The sequence below is a fragment of the Actinomycetota bacterium genome (assembly GCA_018334075.1).
Taxonomy (GTDB): Bacteria; Actinomycetota; Coriobacteriia; order Anaerosomatales; family UBA912; genus JAGXSC01.
On the sequence record JAGXSC010000044.1, the window covers coordinates 119933 to 136446 of the forward strand.

The following is a 16514-nucleotide window of genomic DNA, read 5'->3' on the forward strand; positions in this document are numbered from 1 at the left end:
CCCATCACGGCCGGGCTTTGGTGAAAAGGAGCGTCGCGTTGTGACCACCAAATCCGAAGGAGTTGCTCATCGCCGCGTTGACCGTCATCTTCCTGGCTGTATTTGGCACATAGTCAAGATCGCATTGGGGGTCCGGATCAACGAGATTGATCGTGGGTGGAACGATATCGTGCATCAAGCTCATCACCGATACAACCGCCTCCAGAGCTCCAGCTCCACCGAGCAGGTGGCCTGTCATCGACTTGGTCGAGGAAACGACCGGCAGGCTGTCTGCGAAAACCGATTTGATAGCGTTTGTCTCGGCTATATCACCCAGAGGCGTAGATGTTCCATGTGCATTGATGTAGCTCACATCCGATGGCATGAAACCGGCTTGCTCGAGCGCTTGTTTCATTGCGCGTTTGGCCCCGCTGCCATCTGGGGCGGGTGCGGTTATATGGTAGGCGTCTGCCGATGCGCCATAGCCGACCAGCTCGGCAAGGATTCGTGCTTTTCGGGCCTTGGCGAACTCCATCTCCTCAAGAATAAGGATGGCCCCGCCTTCTCCGATGACAAAGCCGTCGCGGCCGACATCGAATGGCCGAGAAGCCGCCTGGGGATCGTCATTGCGCGCGGAAAGCGCTCTGGCGGACGAGAATCCGGCGAGCCCTAAAGGTGTGAGGCCGCAGTCGAAACCGCCGGCGACGATCACCTCGGCAGAGCCGCGCTTGATGCACTCCGCCGCCTCTCCAATTGCGTGGTTTCCTGTCGCACATGCCGAGACAGGAGCGTAGTTTATGCCTCGCAGGTTATGGCGGATGGAAATGTGCCCCGCAGCAAGATCGATGATCATCATAGGCACGAGAAACGGGCTGACACGACCAGGCCCACTCTTCAGCAGAACCGCAGTTTGCTCCTCCATCGTCGCCAGTCCACCGATTCCGGCGCCGACAATCACCCCGACGCGCTCGGAGATTTCATCTGTGATCGTCAGCCCGGAGTGAGCTATCGCCTCATCTGCGGCGGCAACCGCGAACTGCTGAAACCGGGATAACCTTCTGGCTTCCTTAGGGCTTAGCCACTCGGTCGGATCAAATCCATCGACCTGACCGCCGAACCTGGTTGAAAAGTCCGTAACATCGAAGTGGGTGATTGGGCCGATCCCGGAGCGTCCGGCGATCATCGAATCCCAGGCGCGGTCGACGCCGACTCCAACAGGAGAGACCACGCCAAGTCCAGTAACAACGACTCTTCTCATAATCTTTAGACTCCTTGAGAAGCCACCTTGCCAGACGCGGCCTCATATTCGGATACCAGACGATCGATCAGCTCCGATACGGTCGGGACATCACTAACTTGAATCGCGGAGTTTCCGGCAAAAACCAGACCCTCGATGACATCGCCCTGCTGAGCTCTGATAAGTTTGTCGACTATACAATACTCTCGGCCGCACTTCTTCAGACATCCCCTGCAGTGACCGATTTCGGGATAGTCGCCTCGCTCCAACCTGATTGAGAAAGGGTTTCGAATCGCGCGTCCAGGGAGGCCCACGGGGCTTTTTACAAGCACAATATCTTCAGCGGTCGAGTCGACATACATACGCTTGAACTCATCGGATGCAGATGACTCTACGGTAGCGGCGAACATGGAGCCCATCTGGACTCCCGCGGCGCCCAAGTCAAGAAAGCGCTTGATATCAAAGCCTGTTGCGATACCTCCAGCAGCGATGACTGGAAGTTGAACCGCCGAGACAATTTTCGGGAGCAGAATTTCAAGGGGATCTTCGGTGCCTAAGTGGCCTCCGGCCTCAAATCCTTCGGCGATAACCGCGGCTGCGCCAAATTTCTCAGAGAGCTGCGCAACTCTTGCCGAGCCGACAATGGGAACTAACGGAACACCCGCCTCGCTGCACCACTGAAATACATCGCGTGAAAACCCGGCGCCGGCGATAACCATGTCGATTCCCTCGGCAAGCGCGACAGAAACCAACTCCTTGAACGCCGCAACGGCGACCATTATGTTGACGGCGATTATCCCGTCTCCACCGGAGAGCTCCCTGGCTTTTCTGATCTCGGAGGCAAGCTCGTGCGGGGTCATCCCCGAGCCTGCTATAACTCCGACTCCGCCTGCCTTGGCCACAGCCGCGGCGAGAGGCGCCATGGATATCCTTACGGCCATCCCGCCTTGCACTATCGGCAACCTTGCGGTGACGTTTCCAACTGTCAACGATGACATCATCTAGGCGTTTGCCTCTATATATGAAACCGCGTCGCCGACCGTCTTGATGCTCTCGGCTTCTTCATCGGGAATCGAAATTCCAAATGATTCCTCAAGAGCCATCACAAGCTCAACGATGTCCAATGAATCAGCGCCTAAGTCATCGATGAAGGACGCCTCCTCCGTGACTGTACTTTCATCGACATTGAGCTGCTCGGTGACAACCTCTTTTACCTTCTCAAAAATTTCTTCTGTTTCCACGTAACATCTCCCTTTCCTGGTCTTTACGGCAACAATGAATACCACAACACTCTATGTCATGAAAAGGTCATACCTCCATCAACGGCCAGTACCTGGCCGGTGATGTATCGAGCTTGATCTGAGGCAAGGAAAGCGACTGCATAGGCTACATCCTCGCCTGCGCCAAATGTGTTTAGGGCGATACTGGCAAGCGCTTGATCCCGAACGCTATCGGGAAGTGTCGCAGTCATGTCGGTGTCGATGAATCCTGGCGCAACGGCATTGGCACGAATGCCACGGCTGGCAAGCTCACGAGCCGTCGATTTCGTCAGGCCGATGATTCCCGCTTTGGCTGCCGAGTAGTTGGCCTGACCCGCATTTCCGCTCAGACCTACCACCGAAGTTATGTTTACGATGGAGCCTGAGCGTTGCTTCATGAGGTGTCGCACTGCAGCCCGGGTTACGTTGAAGGTCCCGGTAAGATTGGTCGCGATAACCTCACTCCAATCACTGTCGCTCATGCGGGCTATCAAGCCGTCTCGAGTCAAGCCGGCGTTGTTGACCACAATGTGAAGGCCTCCGAGCTCAGAGATCGTAGTGTCTACCAGAAGTTTTGCGGATTCCGGCACTGTAATATCGGCCATAATCGGTACCGCGCTTCCGCCCATGCTGCGAATATCGGCGGCCACCAGTTCAGCCTTTTCCTTGCTGCCGGCGTAGTTCACGGCAACTGCCGCCCCACAAGAGGCAAGCACCTTGGCAACAGCGGCTCCGATACCCCTGGAGGCGCCCGTGACTAAAGCAACCCTGCCTGAAAGATCAATCACTGCGAGATCACCTCCTCAAGAATATATTCGAGTCCGACGGACTCCACACTCACTCGTGTAACCCCAGGTATGTCCCTGGCGAGTCCGTTCAGTACCGTACCAGGCCCCGCTTCAACCATCACAACGGGAGCATAGCTGGATATGATATTCATCGTTTCGACCCATTGCACAGGTGAGGTCATCTGCTTGATCAGGCGGGACCGAATGTCCTCTGCGTTGGACCCCACTTCAGGATCTACGTTTTGGATTACGGGGATAGAGGCGTCCTTGAACTCGGTCCGGATGAGCATCTCCTCGAACGCATCGGATGCCGACTGCATCATCGGCGTATGAAACGCCCCGGAAACTTTGAGTGGAATCACTCGGCAGTTAGCTTCCTTGAGTAAAATCTCCGATGCCCGATGTATGCCCTGCGCGCTACCCGAGATGACAACCTGCTTGGCGGAGTTGTCATTTGCGATCCACACATCTTCAATTCCATCCAGATATGGAGTAAGCGTTTTTTTGTCGATACCGAGAACAGCGTTCATGGCTCCAGGGTTAGCAGCGGCGGCCTCGGCCATCAACTGTGAGCGGGCCACCACCAGCTCGAGCCCGGCTTCCACCGAAAAGACTCCGGCAATCGATAGTGCCACGAACTCACCAAGGCTGTGGCCGGCAACGGCTACGGGCTCCAATCCCGAGTCGAGCACTGCGATACCCCATGCCCAGGCGGAAAGATATATCAGCGGCTGGGAGATACGCGTGTCTGTGAGAATGACAGGGTCGATATCGCCCGATGTACCTAAAGCTTGCAGATCAGCGCCGGATAGAGCCTCGGCAGCATCAATCAGGCGGTCAAGAGTGTCATTTTCCGGGACAAGATCAAGCATCCCAGGATACTGCGACCCCTGGCCGGGAAAGACCATGACGGATGAGGTTGCACTCGTTAGCACTCGACCAACCTTTGCATTTTAGAGATGACTTCCGCAGCCTCGGAGACGATCTCGTCAATAATCTCGGCTGCAGGTTGAATCTTACATACCATAGCCGAGGATTGACCAGCCATCAAAGAGCCCATCTCAAGGTCACCTTCGCGCATAGCCAAAGCGAGCTTCCCGCTACCTAGCTTCTCGATATCATCGGGCCTGTTCTCGCGATCGTAATCGGAGATGATTCGAGAGAGCTTGTTCTTGAGCACTCTAACCGGATGACCGGTGGAGTATCCTGTAACGACCGTGTCTCGATCCTTGGCCTTGAGTATCCTGGCCTTCACGTCGGGATGTATCATGCACTCCTCGGCGCACATGAATCTGGTGCCGATCTGGACACCTTCCGCGCCGAGCGCAAAAACCGCAGCCATCCCGCGGCCATTAGCGATACCGCCAGCCGCTACCACCGGGACACTAACGGCGTCGACCAGTTGCGGGGTGAGCGCCATCGTTGTGAGCTCCCCTATGTGGCCGCCTGCCTCCATACCTTCGCCGATGATTGCATCGGCGCCGATCGACTCAAGTCGCTTGGCCAGCGCAACGCTTGGCGCGACCGGAAGGACCTTTATTCCCCGCTCCTTTAGCGCATCCATGTACTTTCCGGGGTTGCCAGCTCCTGTTGTCACCGCAGAAACCCGTTCTTCAAGAACCATGGTCACTATGTCGTCAATGTGAGGGGTCAGCAGCATGAGATTCACGCCGAACGGTTTAGTAGTCAGAGTTTTCGCCTGGCGGATCTGATCACGAAGTATATCTGTGGGCATGTGACCCGCTCCGATGATACCAAAACCGCCTGCCTGGCTTACTGCGGCTGCAAGCTCAGCGGTGGCAGTCCAGGCCATTCCGCCTTGAATAACGGGATGCTCGATCCCGAGGATCTTTGTCAGTCGTGTGCGAAAAGCCATATTCACTCCTTCTCATTTTGAGAGTTATTTTGTCCAACGGACGATGGCGGCGCCCCATGTAAGGCCAGCCCCAAATCCAACTAACGCCAGATGGTTCCCGTGCCTCAGATTGCCGCCAGTATACAGTTCATCAAGGGCCAAAGGTATTGATGCGGCCGACGTATTCCCGGTTCTGGCAAGGTTGGTAAACACCCTTTCATGTTCTATACCCAAACGGGCTTCTATCGTGTCGAGTATCCTTTGGTTGGCCTGATGCGGGATGAGCCAATCTATATCACCTATTGATAGATCGGAGAGCTCAAGCGCTTTACGCGTGACTTTCGGGATCGCCCTTACCGCAAAACGAAACACCTCATTGCCGTTCATCTTGATGTACTGCGCCTTGCGGGCGATCAACTCGTGAGTGATCGGCATCGCCGAGCCACCTGAGGGTACTTTCAACAGTTCGGAGCCGGTGCCATCAGATCCGAGCGCAATGCCGAGCACACCTGCGGCTTGAGAGGCTCGTAGCACAACAGCTCCCGCACCATCGCCGAAGAGCACACAGGTAGAGCGATCGGTAAAGTCGACGTACCTACTCAGTGCATCAGCGCCGATCACCAAAACGACATCGGCCCTGCCCGACTCGATAGCCGAGACACCCGCTTGAAGTGCGTACACAAATCCCGTACACGCCGCATTGAGGTCATAAGAGGGGCAAGTGGCATTGAGCTTTGCTTGAGTCAGGCAAGCGGTAGAGGGAAACACCATATCGGGACTTGAAGTTCCGACGATGATCAGGTCCAAGTCCTCGGCAGACAATCCTGCGTCGGCCAGCGCGCGGGACCCGGCTTCTGCCGCAAGATCGCTACTTGCCTGATTGGGTGCAGCGATTCTTCGTTCGCTGATGCCCGTGCGTGCCTTGATCCACGCATCGGAGGTATCGACCATAACTTCAAGCTCGGCGTTGGTTAGTACCCGCTCGGGCAAGTAAGAGCCGATTCCGGCGATCTCGGCGAAGCGTGGCTGCTCAGATGGCCGCATCATCCGTCGGAAGCTCCACGCAACATACGAGCGACCTCCTCGGAAAGTCCTCCCCGTACCGCCTGCGCGGCAACTCGCATCGCCGATGCAACCGCAAGTGGGCCGGACGAACCATGCCCAATGATGCACTCACCCTTGACTCCAAGTAGTGGAGCGCCGCCATAAGTATCCGGGTTCAGGCGACGTTTGAGCTCAAGTAACCTTGGTTTTAGAACGCTTGCGGCAGCCATGGAGATGAGATCACCTGTCATGGCGTCTTTCACCTGGGAAAGCAGTGATTTACTCGCGCCCTCCAGCAGCTTGAGTACGACGTTTCCGGTAAATCCGTCGGTAACGATCACGTCAGCGGAGCCAGAGACGAAGTCGCGACCTTCGATGTTTCCGATAAATCCCGGCACCACCGAACTCATAAGCCGATGCGCCTCTACGGTAAGTGCGGATCCTTTCGATGGCTCTTCTCCGATGTTGAGCAGGGCGATTCTGGGCTCGGCGACCCCAAGCACAATCCGCGCATAGGCTGATCCCATGAACGCGAAATCCAAAAGATGCTCGGGCTTGCAATCGGCGTTAGCCCCGGCGTCCAAAAGAATCACCGGTTTGGCCTGAGTGGGGATCACGGTGGCTATCGCGGGTCGCGTCACACCTTCGGCCCGCCCCATCACGAGCGTCGCCGCAGCCATACAAGCGCCGGTGGAGCCTGCCGAGAAAAATGCCTGGGCCCTGCCCTCCCGAACCAACCTGCAGCCCACAACGATCGACGAATCCTTCTTGCTTCGGACAGCGTTTACTGGGTGCTCGTCCATCTCGATTATCTCGGACGTTTCCACAGCAGTACAACGCTCATGTTTGGCCGCAAAATCCGCAGTGGCGTCGAGCGGGCCTGTCAGCAGAATTTCCAAGGCGTGATCGTGCGTCAGCGCCGCTTCGACGCCCTCAAGAATGACCTTTGGGCCATTGTCTCCGCCCACGGCATCAACAGCGACCACAACACGTTGACTGTCAGACATCATCCCTTAGGGCCCCTGATTGGTTAGGCAGTGTTTACGTTAGTACGGGCTCGGCCGGAAACATGCGGCCGAGATACCGACTATTTGGTGTCGACAACTTCCTGATTCTTATAATAGCCACAGGAGGCGCATACTCGATGCGGCAACTTTACCTGGTGACACTGTGAACACACTGACTTTGTCGGCGCGCAAATTACATGGTTGGCGCGTCTGGAAGCGGTCTTGGCGCGACCCTTCTTCCTCTTGGGAACAGCCATGATACCCATACTCCTTCCAGCGGAATATCCGCGAAACTACTCGGCAAAAAACATGTGGCGGTAGATGATAGCATACTGAAGAATACGCTCAACCGTGATCTTTAGTTTGAGTCCTTGAACAGCGACCGCAACCCCTCGAATGGACTAGGCGATTGACCCGGACTCTCGCACGAGCATGTGCTTGCATTCAAGTCACAACCGCATTCGGGGCATATCCCCCTGCACTGCGGGTCATGAACGGGCGCAATAGGCAACTCGATCGTAATGGCCGATATCACGCTCGGAAGAATATCTACCGCATCGTTGTGCACCGGCTCCCACTCCTGGTCTTCGGGCAGTTCAGCCGCCTTGTCCTGTGTTGTGAAGAAGCCCTCGATATCGGCATCGAGAGGAAAAACGAACGATTCGAGGCACCTTGAACAGTCGGTGCGTATCGATGCTGACACCTCGCCACTTAGAACCAGCCCCGCACCGGTGTTGGTAATCAGGGCATCAAATTGCACCGGTCCGTCAAAGACGAAGAGTATCTCGTTGTAATGAATGTCATCTAGCGACAGTTCATCCTTGACGGCGATAGATGAGCCAAGGTCGTGCAAGATGTCGCCGACATCGACAACATAAGACGCGTCCAATCCATACACCGACCCTTACTGGCGTTGCCCGGAGACTTTACCTTGAAGACGATCGCGACCGCGCTGCACAGCTGTCAGCAACTTGCCGAGATTGACCTCGAGGTTGGCCAACATTTCATCAGCATAATCTTCAGCACCGAGGCGAATCTCCCGCTCCTTTGTGCGTGCGTCATCCATAATGGCAGCGGCCTGCTGCTCTGACATCTTGACTATCTCCTGCTCGCTCGCGATAGCCATTGCACGGTCGCGTGCTTCCTCGAGAATCTTGTTCGCCTCTTTCTCGGCGTCCTCAAGCATCTCCTGGCGCTCTTTGACTATCCAGCGCGCCTGCTTGATCTCATCAGGAAATTGGAGCCTGATCTCATCTATGACCTCGTAGATCTTCTCCGGATCGACCATTTTAGCACTGGAAAAAGGTATGTTTCGGCCACCGTCCACGACTTCTTCGATGCGATCTATCAAGGCCATTACATCCATAGAGATCCTCCCTTATTTTGGGTATAACAATCGCTGACGAAGCGCTTCATGCACGACGTCAGGAACGAGTCCCTCGACCGATCCGCCATGTCCGGCGATCTCCTTGACCGCCGACGAACTCAAGTACATGAACTCGGGTATTGCCATCACAAACATGGTTTCAATCTTTCTATCAAGCCTGTAGTTCAACTGCGCCATCTGAAACTCGCGCTCGAAATCGGTTACAGCGCGCAACCCCTTTATAATAATGGAAGCGCCAACTTCATGCGCAAAATCCACCAAAAGGCTATTAAACGCCCTAACGGTCACGTTGGGCAAGTGTGATACCGATTCTTGGATAAGCGATACACGCTGATCTACTGGGAACAACGGACCACCGCCCTTGTCGGGGCTATGGGCGACACCTACGACAAGCTCGTCGAGGATCGCAGACGCGCGCTCGATGATATCGATGTGACCGGATGTGACCGGATCAAACGTTCCGGGACATAATCCTCGCTTCATTCCTCTTCCTTACGGTAGACGGCGATGTCAATCTCGGTGGTTCCATAAACGCGCCCGCCGAGCGAGACAAATCTACTCGGCCAGTCAACGCTAGATGAAGCGTCGTGCTCCCAGGCTACAAAAGCGCCATCTTCCAGAGCACCGGCGTCATCTAGGTTCGCAATAAAGCGTTTGACCTTGGACTTGTCGATTCTATAAGGAGGGTCCAGAAGAATCAACGAGTATGATCTATTGCAAAGCAAAGGCAAGACGCCAGCAGCGAGAGCATCGCTTCTGTATACGGTGGCGAAATCTTCTATGCCGAGTGAGTGAAGGTTCGATTTGAGCACACGCATCGCGCGCGCATCGCTTTCGACCAAAGTCACGTGGGTGGCGCCTCTGGATATCGCTTCGATTCCGAGTGCACCCGAACCTGCAAACGCGTCCAGCACCTGCGCACCTTCGAGTGCTTCATATGCATCCAGCCGAGAAAACAAGCCTTCGCGAACCCTGTCTTGAGTAGGGCGCGTCGCTCGCCCAGGAGGCGCGGCGATAAGCCTTGAGGCAAATTGCCCACCGATGACTCTCATCCGCTGCTCACCCACTTCCATGCGCTTCCGAAGCGCTGCTTGACTTCAACGCTAAGCGGACGATGCACAGGATCCATGAGTTCAGGATCCTCTTGGATGATGGAGAGGGTGTCATTTCTGGCAATCTCTACCAAATCAGCGTCGTCTGTCAAAGAAGCGAACCTGAGCTCCGGCAAACCCGATTGTCTCTCGCCAAACAGATGACCATGCCCACGAAGCTCAAGATCCTTTTGTGCGAGGAAAAATCCGTCGGTCGAAGATTCCAAAGCTTTCATCCTTGTTCGGCCAGCAGAAGTCCTAGGATCGGCGAAAGCAAAAAAGAGCCCGGGGTGCTCTCCCCTTCCTATCCGTCCACGCAACTGATGTAGCTGTGCGAGACCAAATCGCTCCGCATCCTCCACTATCATCACAGTGGCATTGGGCACATCCACTCCGACCTCAACAACGGTAGTTGCAACAAGGACATCGATAGTCCCTGCCCTGAATCTTTCCATGACATCGCTTTTTTCGATGGGACGCATTCTTCCAGTGAGTATTCCTAAGCGTAAATCAGGAAACACACTCGCCTTCAGCCGCTGCACTTCTTTCAGTGCCGACCTGCTATCCGATTTGGCCTGCTCCTCGACGAGTGGGCAGATGATGTAAGCCTGTCGTCCCTGTGCAACAGCCTGCCGAATCGCTTTATACGCCTGATTTCTTCGGGATTTTGGGATGCACTCGGTTTTGACATGCAGGTCACCGCGATTTCCGGGCCTCTCCTTTAAGTATGAGACTGCCAAATCACCATAAAAAGTAAGGGCGAGTGACCGCGGGATCGGAGTTGCTGACATCACAAGCAGGTCAACGGCGGCACCTTTATTGCGCAAGCCCAGCCTCTGGTTGACCCCGAAACGGTGCTGCTCATCGACGATAGCGAGAGTTAGATCGCAAAACTTTACGCCCGGGCCGATAACAGAGTGTGTTCCAAGCAAAACGTCGATCCTGCCGTCGGCGACTTTCTGGAGAACCTCCTCCTTTTGCGCCTTCGGAGTCGAGCCTGTGAGAAGCGCCCATTCGATCCCTAGTTGATCAAAAAGATGCCCCAGACTGATGCGGTACTGATTTGCCAACACTTCGGTTGGCGCCATTATCGCAGCCTGTTTTCCCGAATCAACCGCCGCCGCAAGCGCCTGGGCTGCAACGAGGGTCTTGCCGGTACCAACATCACCTACAAGCATGCGGTTCATCGGCTTTGTATCCGCCATGTCACCGAGTATTTCCCCTATGGCCTCCTTTTGACCCGAGGTTAGAGCGAATGACAAGAGATCGGGAAGCCGGCGGACAAAAGGCCCATCGATAGTGTGCGGATACCCAACTCGGTTATGGCCGAGTCGATGCCGACGCATGGCCAATCCAAGCTGCAAACAGAGCAACTCGTCGTAGACAAATCGCTTTTTCGCGGCGAGAAGCGCCTCCTGATCTTGAGGAAAGTGGGCCGACTGGAAAGCCTGCCCCCTAGACATGAGTTGTCGAGCGATACGTATTCGTGCAGGAAGATAGTCTGGGACGTAGATGCCTTCGCTCAACGCGTTCGAGACTATCTTGCGAATCCAGTTTGTGGTGAGGCCCTCGGTGCAGCGATGCACTGGGAAGATGCGATTCAGACTCAATGCATCATATTCGCTATCCAGTTTCTCAACGAACGGTCGCCTGATCTGCATCATTCCAAACTCGAACTTGGGGATCCCGGCGAACGCAACCCTGTCGCCGGGAGCGAATTGATCTTTCATGTAATCCTGGTTGTACCAGATTCCAACTAGCACGCCGCCGGCATCGTCGGATATCGCAACCTCCAGAATAGAAAGCTTCGGCCTGGGGGTCTTGATGTGGATCTCCATAACTGTTCCAAGCACGGTCGCTTCGACGCCAGATTGCAACTCCTTGACAAGGCAGAGCTGTCGAAAGTCGATGTATCGATGAGGCAAGTGCTCGAGGAGATCTCGAACCGTGGTGATTCCGAGCCGCGCAAACCCGTCAGCACGAGCGAGACTGACCTGCCTGACGGTGCGGATAGGAGCGTCAAGCACCTCTAACGCATGCAAGCGCAAGCCAGACCCTGCTTGTGACACCGGATACTCCTATGCAATAGGGTGATACGCACAGCCAATCGCATTCGGCCCGCCGTATGTGCCGATTACAGAGCCTACCCAACCGCCTACTTCGATCTCGCACTCAAAATCAGCCTCTTTGACCAGACTTTCAAATTCACCGATAAGATCGGGCGCGTCGGCTTGAAAGATTGTGACCTTCAAAGGACCCAGCGCCTTAGAGTCCGAAACAAGTTGTGTCACCATCTCGTGCATAGCCTTGCGGGTGCCTTTGACCTTTTTGAAGGGCGCGACCACGCCCTCCGGAGTAAGCGTGAGGATTGGCTTGATATTGAGAAGTGATGCGGCGAGTCCTTGAGCTTTGCCGGCACGACCACCCTTGACCAGGTACTCGAGTGTATCCAGGACAAAGAACATACGGGTCTGAGAGACGACCTTTAGCGTTCTAGCCTCGACCTCCTCACCGCTTACTCCTGAGTTCCTCGCCTCGACCGCACTCTTGACCGCAAGCCCGGTAGCCTGGCTGACCGCTTTTGTATCGACGATCCGAACCGGCACCGAGGCATCATCGGCGGCCATACGCGCGGATTCACAAGTCCCGGATATAGCCTGACTAAGATGGATGGACACGATTTCCTCGCAGCCCTGCCGAGCCAGCTCGGCATAGACCTCGCTGAACTCCAGGGGTGACGGTTGAGATGTCTTGGGGAGCGTCTTTGTGGTCACGAGCTTGTCGTAGAACTGCTTGGGCGAGAGATCTAGCCAGTCCCTAAAGGTTTCTTCGCCAAAGAGGACCTTGAGCGGAACCATCTTGATGTCATTCGCATCACACCACACTGGCCCTAAATCACATGTGCTGTCGCACACCAATCCAACTTTCCCCATCGTAGCCTCCATTCGTCCCACTATTCTGCTGAGATAATTATCGGGTAAAGAGGCTGTTCGCCACGGTAGGTTTCGACTTCAACCTTGGGATATGTCTCTTGAATGCGAATTCTCAATTCCTCCATCTGCTCATCCGAAAACTCCTCGCCTGCAAAGAGCGTAAGAGTCTGTAAATCTCCGATCATTACAGCCACGAGCTGCTCGGCGACGTCGAACACATCCGCGCCAACCACCGCAATCTGGTCATCGGCGATGCCAATGATATCGCCCTTCTTGATGACATGGCCGTTGGCCTTGGAATCTTTTATCGCAGTAGTTATCTCCCCGGTTCTGACACCCTCGATCGCTTCAGCCATATTAGCGACGTTCTCTTCAAGTGACAGGCCAGGGTCCATCTCGAGTATGGCCGTAAGTGCTTGAGGAATCGAGCGAGTCGGAACCACAGAGATTGGGAATTCGGCGTGTTCGGCTGCCTGCCGAGCAGACATTATGACATTCTTGTTGTTAGGCAGGATTATGACCGAGTCCGCGCTTATCCGGGAAGCGGCCTTGAGCAGCTCGGCCGTTGAAGGATTCATCGTCTGACCCCCGCTGACGACCTGATCTACGCCGAGGCTTTTGAATATTGCCGAGATACCATCACCGGACGCCACGGTTACAATGCCAATCGGCTTGTGAGGTTCACTTTTTGCCGCAGCAGCAATACCTTCTGAGCGCTGCGCGCTTTGCCGGCGCATATTGTTGACGTGGACATCGGATATCTCGCCGATCGTCGTCATATACGACAAGATAGCCCCGGGGGAATCGGTATGGACATGAATCTTGTACTGCCCCTGATCCCCAATGACCAGCTCAGAGCCACCATGCTCCTGAACGAAATCTGAAACGGCGTCCTTGTCGATATCTTCGCCATAGAGAAGAAACTCTGTGCAGTACAGATATTCGCTGTCGTCCCAGTCGTCCACTACCTCTATTAAGAGGCCGGAGGCACCCGCTATCGAAACATCGGGAACGATAACCTCCTTGCCCTCATAGGCGGCAAGTAGTCCCTCGCCGAGGATGGCCAGGCCATATCCGCCGGCATCCACAACATTGTTCTCTTTCAGTACCGGGAGCAGTTCGGGTGTTCGTTTCACCGATTCGAACGATTCTTGAACGGATGCCTCCAGCAGTTCATCGAGAGAGGCGCCGAGGCCATGAACTTCCTTCGCTTTCTTTGCCGTGTCGCGCAGAACCGTCAGTATAGTGCCCTCAACTGGCTTCCTGACTGCCTGAAACGAAACTTCGACCGAGCGTTGCAGCGCCGAGGCAACCACGCCGCTGTCAATGAGCGTCTCGGCAGCAAAGGACTCACACAAACCTCGTATGATCTGACTCAGAATCACGCCTGAGTTGCCTCGCGCGCCCATTAGTGACCCATGAGTGATCGCTTTGCATACCGCTGGAATGTCAGCGTCGTCAGGAAGAGCGGTAAGCGCCGAAATTACCGCCTCCATCGTTAGAGACATATTGGTCCCGGTGTCGCCATCGGGAACGGGAAATACGTTTAGTCGGTTGACCTCCTCGACGCGATCGGAGAGTGCCGCCGCAGCTGCTCTGACGAGGACGCTTGCAATAGATTTCGGGGATGGGTCTGCTACGTTGGCCTCGATCATTTGCGAACCTTTATGCCTTGTACGTGAACTTCCACAGACTCAACAGAGACATCACCGATCGAAGTTAGAACATAACGAACCCTGTCAGCGAGATTGCGTGAGACCTCGGCCAGCTTGGTGCCATGCTCGATGATGACGTGCAGGTGAACGATCGCACCCTCAGTTCCTGTCGAGATACGAACGCCTTTTCTGAGTTTATCTCTCGAAAGCACCTGCGCTACATCGTCGCGAACGGATGGATTAGCCATACCGACAACCCCATAGCACTCAAGTGCTGCATAGCCCGCAATATCTGCGAGCACCTCGTTAGCGATGCTTATTTGACCGTCAATAGTCTGGTCCATCAGAAAATACCTACCTCCTCGGCGATATCTGGCTCAGATGTCCAGTGAAGTATAATCGAAAGCCGTATTCTTGCGGATGCACTTCTTGTTATGTTATCGTCTTCAGGCTTTGCGCCGAGTGGCGACGACAACTTGTAGCTCAAGTAAACCTTGACTTGATTTCGATGAATGGAGCCTGGTGTGTCTAGGGTATGTTGCATATGCGGTAAGCATCCAAGTGCGGGCAGAAATGTCAGCCATTCACATCGTGTGACCAATCGTATGTTTACTCCAAACATTCAAAAGATCACCGCGATAGTGGAGGGCAGCACTAAAAAGGTCAATGTATGCACCAAGTGCATGAAAGCCGGCAAGATTCAGCGCGGCTAAACCGGGTGTAGTCAGGGCTAAGCCATCTCCGCGGCGTCTGGCGCCAATCAGCAGGAAGCGTGACCTGTATCTATCATCGGGCAAAACAGCTCAACGATAGCTGGGTCAAACTGCGTGCCGGCGCACCTCTTGAGTTCTTGGATGACCTCTGTAGACGTCATGGCCCGGCGATATGGTCGATGAGCGGTCATGGCCGCAAAAGCGTCTGTGACGGCCAGAATCCTGGCTCCAAGCGGAATCTCAGTTCCGGCCAATCTCGCCACATAACCACTGCCATCAAACCGCTCATGATGATGAAGGACGATCGGTATGGCTGCCTGCATCACATTGGCCTTCTCAAGGATCTCAGCGGCGAGCAGAGGATGCATCATCAATAATCCTCGTTCGTATGTGGTCAACGGCCCACCGGAGCCACCTGCGAGCGCCGAAAAATCGATACCCATGTCGTACAGCACGGACGCCACTTCCAGCGCCTCCAGGTCTTCAGGTGCCATGCCAAGCTCGATTCCGAGTCGCGATGACCACTCGACTACCCGGCTCTTCCCGCCCGCAGCATGCGGATAGTTCAACTCCAAAGCCAAAGCTAATGCTTTCAGTGTGGTTAAATGTGTTTGCCGAGAGCGCCTTGATCCATCTGCCACTCGCAAGGCGGTGGCAAGATGCGTCAGAAACATATTCAGATGTTCCCGCTGATGGCTCAAAAAGCCTTCCTGGCTTTTTCTGCCTATATTGATCACGCCGATAAGACCAGAGTCATCCATAATTGGCGAGGAAAGGGCGATAAGGACCCCGTGTCGCCCGCCGTTGGCACGTCCGGTCTTGGCGACGTCTTCGATGACCAAAGGTTTTCCTGTAGCAGCGACCCAACCGGATACGCCCTCACCAACCGCTACAGTCGTTCGGCTGCTCAACTCCTGTGGTAGGCCGCGAGAAATAGCAATTCGCAGCACCTGTCTGTCTCCATCGAGCAACATGATGCTACCGGTATGACCCTTGAGGAGAGCCATCGCGTGATTGAGTGCGACACGCAATATCGACTCGGAATCAACTGCAGTGGCCAGCTCCTGAATTCCCAGGGATAAGGCACGTACAGAGTCCTCCCGCGCTTGAGTGCAATGAAAAGCAAGGGCGCCGAGGAGAACCATCCTGTGATGCTCGACTGCTTGCTCAAATCGCTCTATCTCCGGCAGGGTATCCGATTCTATGCCAAGGGTCACTACGCCTCGAACCGTGCCAGAGCCAAGTGGCATAGCATACTGCCAAAGCCCCGATGACTCCCCGTGCGTGCTTGTTTCGGGTGCTGCGCGCAGTATCGACATACCGCTTTCCAGCGCTTCAAGAACGATGTCTCCGTCGGAAAGCTGCTGCGCAACAACCCCGCCCTTTTCATCGCACGATGCGATGATATGAACTCGACCGCGATCTGAATCCAATATCCAAAGATTGGCGCTTACAGCTGAAATGTAGGATCTGGAGAAATCAAAAAAAGCGCAGATTACAGCGGAACTATCCACTGGATCGAAAAGAGCAGGCTGGGTGCGACTAGCTTTCATCGATTCCCCACCC

At 55.0% G+C, this 16514-nt stretch carries 19 protein-coding genes; 1 reads left to right on the forward strand and 18 read right to left on the reverse strand.

The genetic code is table 11. The annotated features are described in order from the left end of the window. Nucleotides 1-4 precede the first annotated feature (4 nt). The 17 genes from fabF to KGZ89_05800 all read right to left on the reverse strand — a co-directional run bounded on the left by fabF (nucleotide 5) and on the right by KGZ89_05800 (nucleotide 14579). Nucleotides 5-1237 (reverse strand): beta-ketoacyl-ACP synthase II, encoded by a 1233-nt coding sequence (gene fabF / locus KGZ89_05720; protein MBS3974349.1) that lies wholly within the window; start codon nucleotides 1235-1237, stop codon nucleotides 5-7. A 5-nt stretch (nucleotides 1238-1242) separates the two neighbouring features. Continuing rightward, nucleotides 1243-2217, reverse strand: coding sequence for a nitronate monooxygenase (locus KGZ89_05725; protein MBS3974350.1), 975 nt, complete (start codon nucleotides 2215-2217; stop codon nucleotides 1243-1245). Continuing rightward, complete coding sequence (locus KGZ89_05730; GenBank protein ID MBS3974351.1) at nucleotides 2218-2457, reverse strand: acyl carrier protein; 240 nt, start codon at nucleotides 2455-2457, stop codon at nucleotides 2218-2220. Between the two features lie 56 nt (nucleotides 2458-2513). Then, nucleotides 2514-3260 (reverse strand): 3-oxoacyl-[acyl-carrier-protein] reductase, encoded by a 747-nt coding sequence (fabG, locus tag KGZ89_05735; GenBank protein MBS3974352.1) that lies wholly within the window; start codon nucleotides 3258-3260, stop codon nucleotides 2514-2516. Continuing rightward, nucleotides 3260-4198 (reverse strand): ACP S-malonyltransferase, encoded by a 939-nt coding sequence (locus KGZ89_05740; protein ID MBS3974353.1) that lies wholly within the window; start codon nucleotides 4196-4198, stop codon nucleotides 3260-3262. The genes fabG and KGZ89_05740 overlap by 1 nt, the downstream gene beginning before the upstream one ends. Then, nucleotides 4192-5139 carry an enoyl-[acyl-carrier-protein] reductase FabK gene (gene fabK / locus KGZ89_05745; protein MBS3974354.1) on the reverse strand — a complete coding sequence of 316 codons (948 nt, stop codon included), beginning with the start codon at nucleotides 5137-5139 and terminating at the stop codon, nucleotides 4192-4194. The genes KGZ89_05740 and fabK overlap by 7 nt, the downstream gene beginning before the upstream one ends. A gap of 24 nt (nucleotides 5140-5163) precedes the next feature. After that, the gene (locus KGZ89_05750; protein MBS3974355.1) at nucleotides 5164-6162 is read right to left on the reverse strand and encodes a ketoacyl-ACP synthase III; all 999 of its coding nucleotides are present in this window, start codon (nucleotides 6160-6162) and stop codon (nucleotides 5164-5166) included. Then, the gene (plsX, locus tag KGZ89_05755) at nucleotides 6162-7169 is read right to left on the reverse strand and encodes a phosphate acyltransferase PlsX (GenBank protein MBS3974356.1); all 1008 of its coding nucleotides are present in this window, start codon (nucleotides 7167-7169) and stop codon (nucleotides 6162-6164) included. Before plsX ends, KGZ89_05750 begins: the two co-directional genes overlap by 1 nt. Nucleotides 7170-7249: 80 nt before the next feature. Then, the gene (rpmF, locus tag KGZ89_05760) at nucleotides 7250-7426 is read right to left on the reverse strand and encodes a 50S ribosomal protein L32 (GenBank protein ID MBS3974357.1); all 177 of its coding nucleotides are present in this window, start codon (nucleotides 7424-7426) and stop codon (nucleotides 7250-7252) included. Nucleotides 7427-7527: 101 nt separating this feature from the next. Beyond that, a complete protein-coding gene (locus KGZ89_05765) occupies nucleotides 7528-8058 on the reverse strand; it encodes a DUF177 domain-containing protein (GenBank protein MBS3974358.1) in 531 nt (176 codons plus the stop codon). A 15-nt stretch (nucleotides 8059-8073) separates the two neighbouring features. Beyond that, a complete protein-coding gene (locus tag KGZ89_05770) occupies nucleotides 8074-8535 on the reverse strand; it encodes an ATPase (protein ID MBS3974359.1) in 462 nt (153 codons plus the stop codon). Between the two features lie 12 nt (nucleotides 8536-8547). After that, complete coding sequence (gene coaD, locus KGZ89_05775) at nucleotides 8548-9039, reverse strand: pantetheine-phosphate adenylyltransferase (GenBank protein ID MBS3974360.1); 492 nt, start codon at nucleotides 9037-9039, stop codon at nucleotides 8548-8550. Next, nucleotides 9036-9608 carry a 16S rRNA (guanine(966)-N(2))-methyltransferase RsmD gene (rsmD, locus tag KGZ89_05780; GenBank protein ID MBS3974361.1) on the reverse strand — a complete coding sequence of 191 codons (573 nt, stop codon included), beginning with the start codon at nucleotides 9606-9608 and terminating at the stop codon, nucleotides 9036-9038. The genes coaD and rsmD overlap by 4 nt, the downstream gene beginning before the upstream one ends. Beyond that, entirely contained in the window at nucleotides 9605-11716 is a 2112-nt protein-coding gene (gene recG / locus KGZ89_05785) for an ATP-dependent DNA helicase RecG (GenBank protein ID MBS3974362.1), read from the reverse strand. The genes rsmD and recG overlap by 4 nt, the downstream gene beginning before the upstream one ends. 9 nt (nucleotides 11717-11725) lie before the next feature. After that, nucleotides 11726-12580, reverse strand: a complete 855-nt coding sequence (locus KGZ89_05790; protein ID MBS3974363.1) for a DegV family protein — start codon at nucleotides 12578-12580, stop codon at nucleotides 11726-11728. A 20-nt stretch (nucleotides 12581-12600) separates the two neighbouring features. Further along, nucleotides 12601-14235 carry a DAK2 domain-containing protein gene (locus KGZ89_05795; protein ID MBS3974364.1) on the reverse strand — a complete coding sequence of 545 codons (1635 nt, stop codon included), beginning with the start codon at nucleotides 14233-14235 and terminating at the stop codon, nucleotides 12601-12603. Further along, nucleotides 14232-14579 carry an Asp23/Gls24 family envelope stress response protein gene (locus KGZ89_05800; GenBank protein MBS3974365.1) on the reverse strand — a complete coding sequence of 116 codons (348 nt, stop codon included), beginning with the start codon at nucleotides 14577-14579 and terminating at the stop codon, nucleotides 14232-14234. The genes KGZ89_05795 and KGZ89_05800 overlap by 4 nt, the downstream gene beginning before the upstream one ends. Before the next feature lie 180 nt (nucleotides 14580-14759). On the opposite strand from KGZ89_05800, the gene rpmB reads away from it, so the two are divergent. After that, nucleotides 14760-14948 (forward strand): 50S ribosomal protein L28, encoded by a 189-nt coding sequence (gene rpmB / locus KGZ89_05805; protein MBS3974366.1) that lies wholly within the window; start codon nucleotides 14760-14762, stop codon nucleotides 14946-14948. A 47-nt stretch (nucleotides 14949-14995) separates the two neighbouring features. Here the strand turns inward: rpmB and KGZ89_05810 are convergent, their stop codons facing one another. Further along, nucleotides 14996-16501, reverse strand: a complete 1506-nt coding sequence (locus tag KGZ89_05810) for a GAF domain-containing protein (protein ID MBS3974367.1) — start codon at nucleotides 16499-16501, stop codon at nucleotides 14996-14998. Between the last annotated feature and the right edge of the window lie 13 nt (nucleotides 16502-16514).

Excerpts from the sequence above, each read along its gene's own strand:
- fabF (MBS3974349.1), bottom strand. The coding sequence starts at position 1,237 with ATGAGAAGAGTCGTTGTTACTGGACTTGGCGTGGTCTCTCCTGTTGGA.
- KGZ89_05725 (MBS3974350.1), bottom strand. The coding sequence starts at position 2,217 with ATGATGTCATCGTTGACAGTTGGAAACGTCACCGCAAGGTTGCCGATA.
- fabK (MBS3974354.1), bottom strand. The coding sequence starts at position 5,139 with ATGGCTTTTCGCACACGACTGACAAAGATCCTCGGGATCGAGCATCCC.
- KGZ89_05750 (MBS3974355.1), bottom strand. The coding sequence starts at position 6,162 with ATGCGGCCATCTGAGCAGCCACGCTTCGCCGAGATCGCCGGAATCGGC.
- plsX (MBS3974356.1), bottom strand. The coding sequence starts at position 7,169 with ATGTCTGACAGTCAACGTGTTGTGGTCGCTGTTGATGCCGTGGGCGGA.
- rpmF (MBS3974357.1), bottom strand. The coding sequence starts at position 7,426 with ATGGCTGTTCCCAAGAGGAAGAAGGGTCGCGCCAAGACCGCTTCCAGA.
- KGZ89_05770 (MBS3974359.1), bottom strand. The coding sequence starts at position 8,535 with ATGGATGTAATGGCCTTGATAGATCGCATCGAAGAAGTCGTGGACGGT.
- coaD (MBS3974360.1), bottom strand. The coding sequence starts at position 9,039 with ATGAAGCGAGGATTATGTCCCGGAACGTTTGATCCGGTCACATCCGGT.
- rsmD (MBS3974361.1), bottom strand. The coding sequence starts at position 9,608 with ATGAGAGTCATCGGTGGGCAATTTGCCTCAAGGCTTATCGCCGCGCCT.
- KGZ89_05790 (MBS3974363.1), bottom strand. The coding sequence starts at position 12,580 with ATGGGGAAAGTTGGATTGGTGTGCGACAGCACATGTGATTTAGGGCCA.
- KGZ89_05795 (MBS3974364.1), bottom strand. The coding sequence starts at position 14,235 with ATGATCGAGGCCAACGTAGCAGACCCATCCCCGAAATCTATTGCAAGC.
- KGZ89_05800 (MBS3974365.1), bottom strand. The coding sequence starts at position 14,579 with ATGGACCAGACTATTGACGGTCAAATAAGCATCGCTAACGAGGTGCTC.
- KGZ89_05810 (MBS3974367.1), bottom strand. The coding sequence starts at position 16,501 with ATGAAAGCTAGTCGCACCCAGCCTGCTCTTTTCGATCCAGTGGATAGT.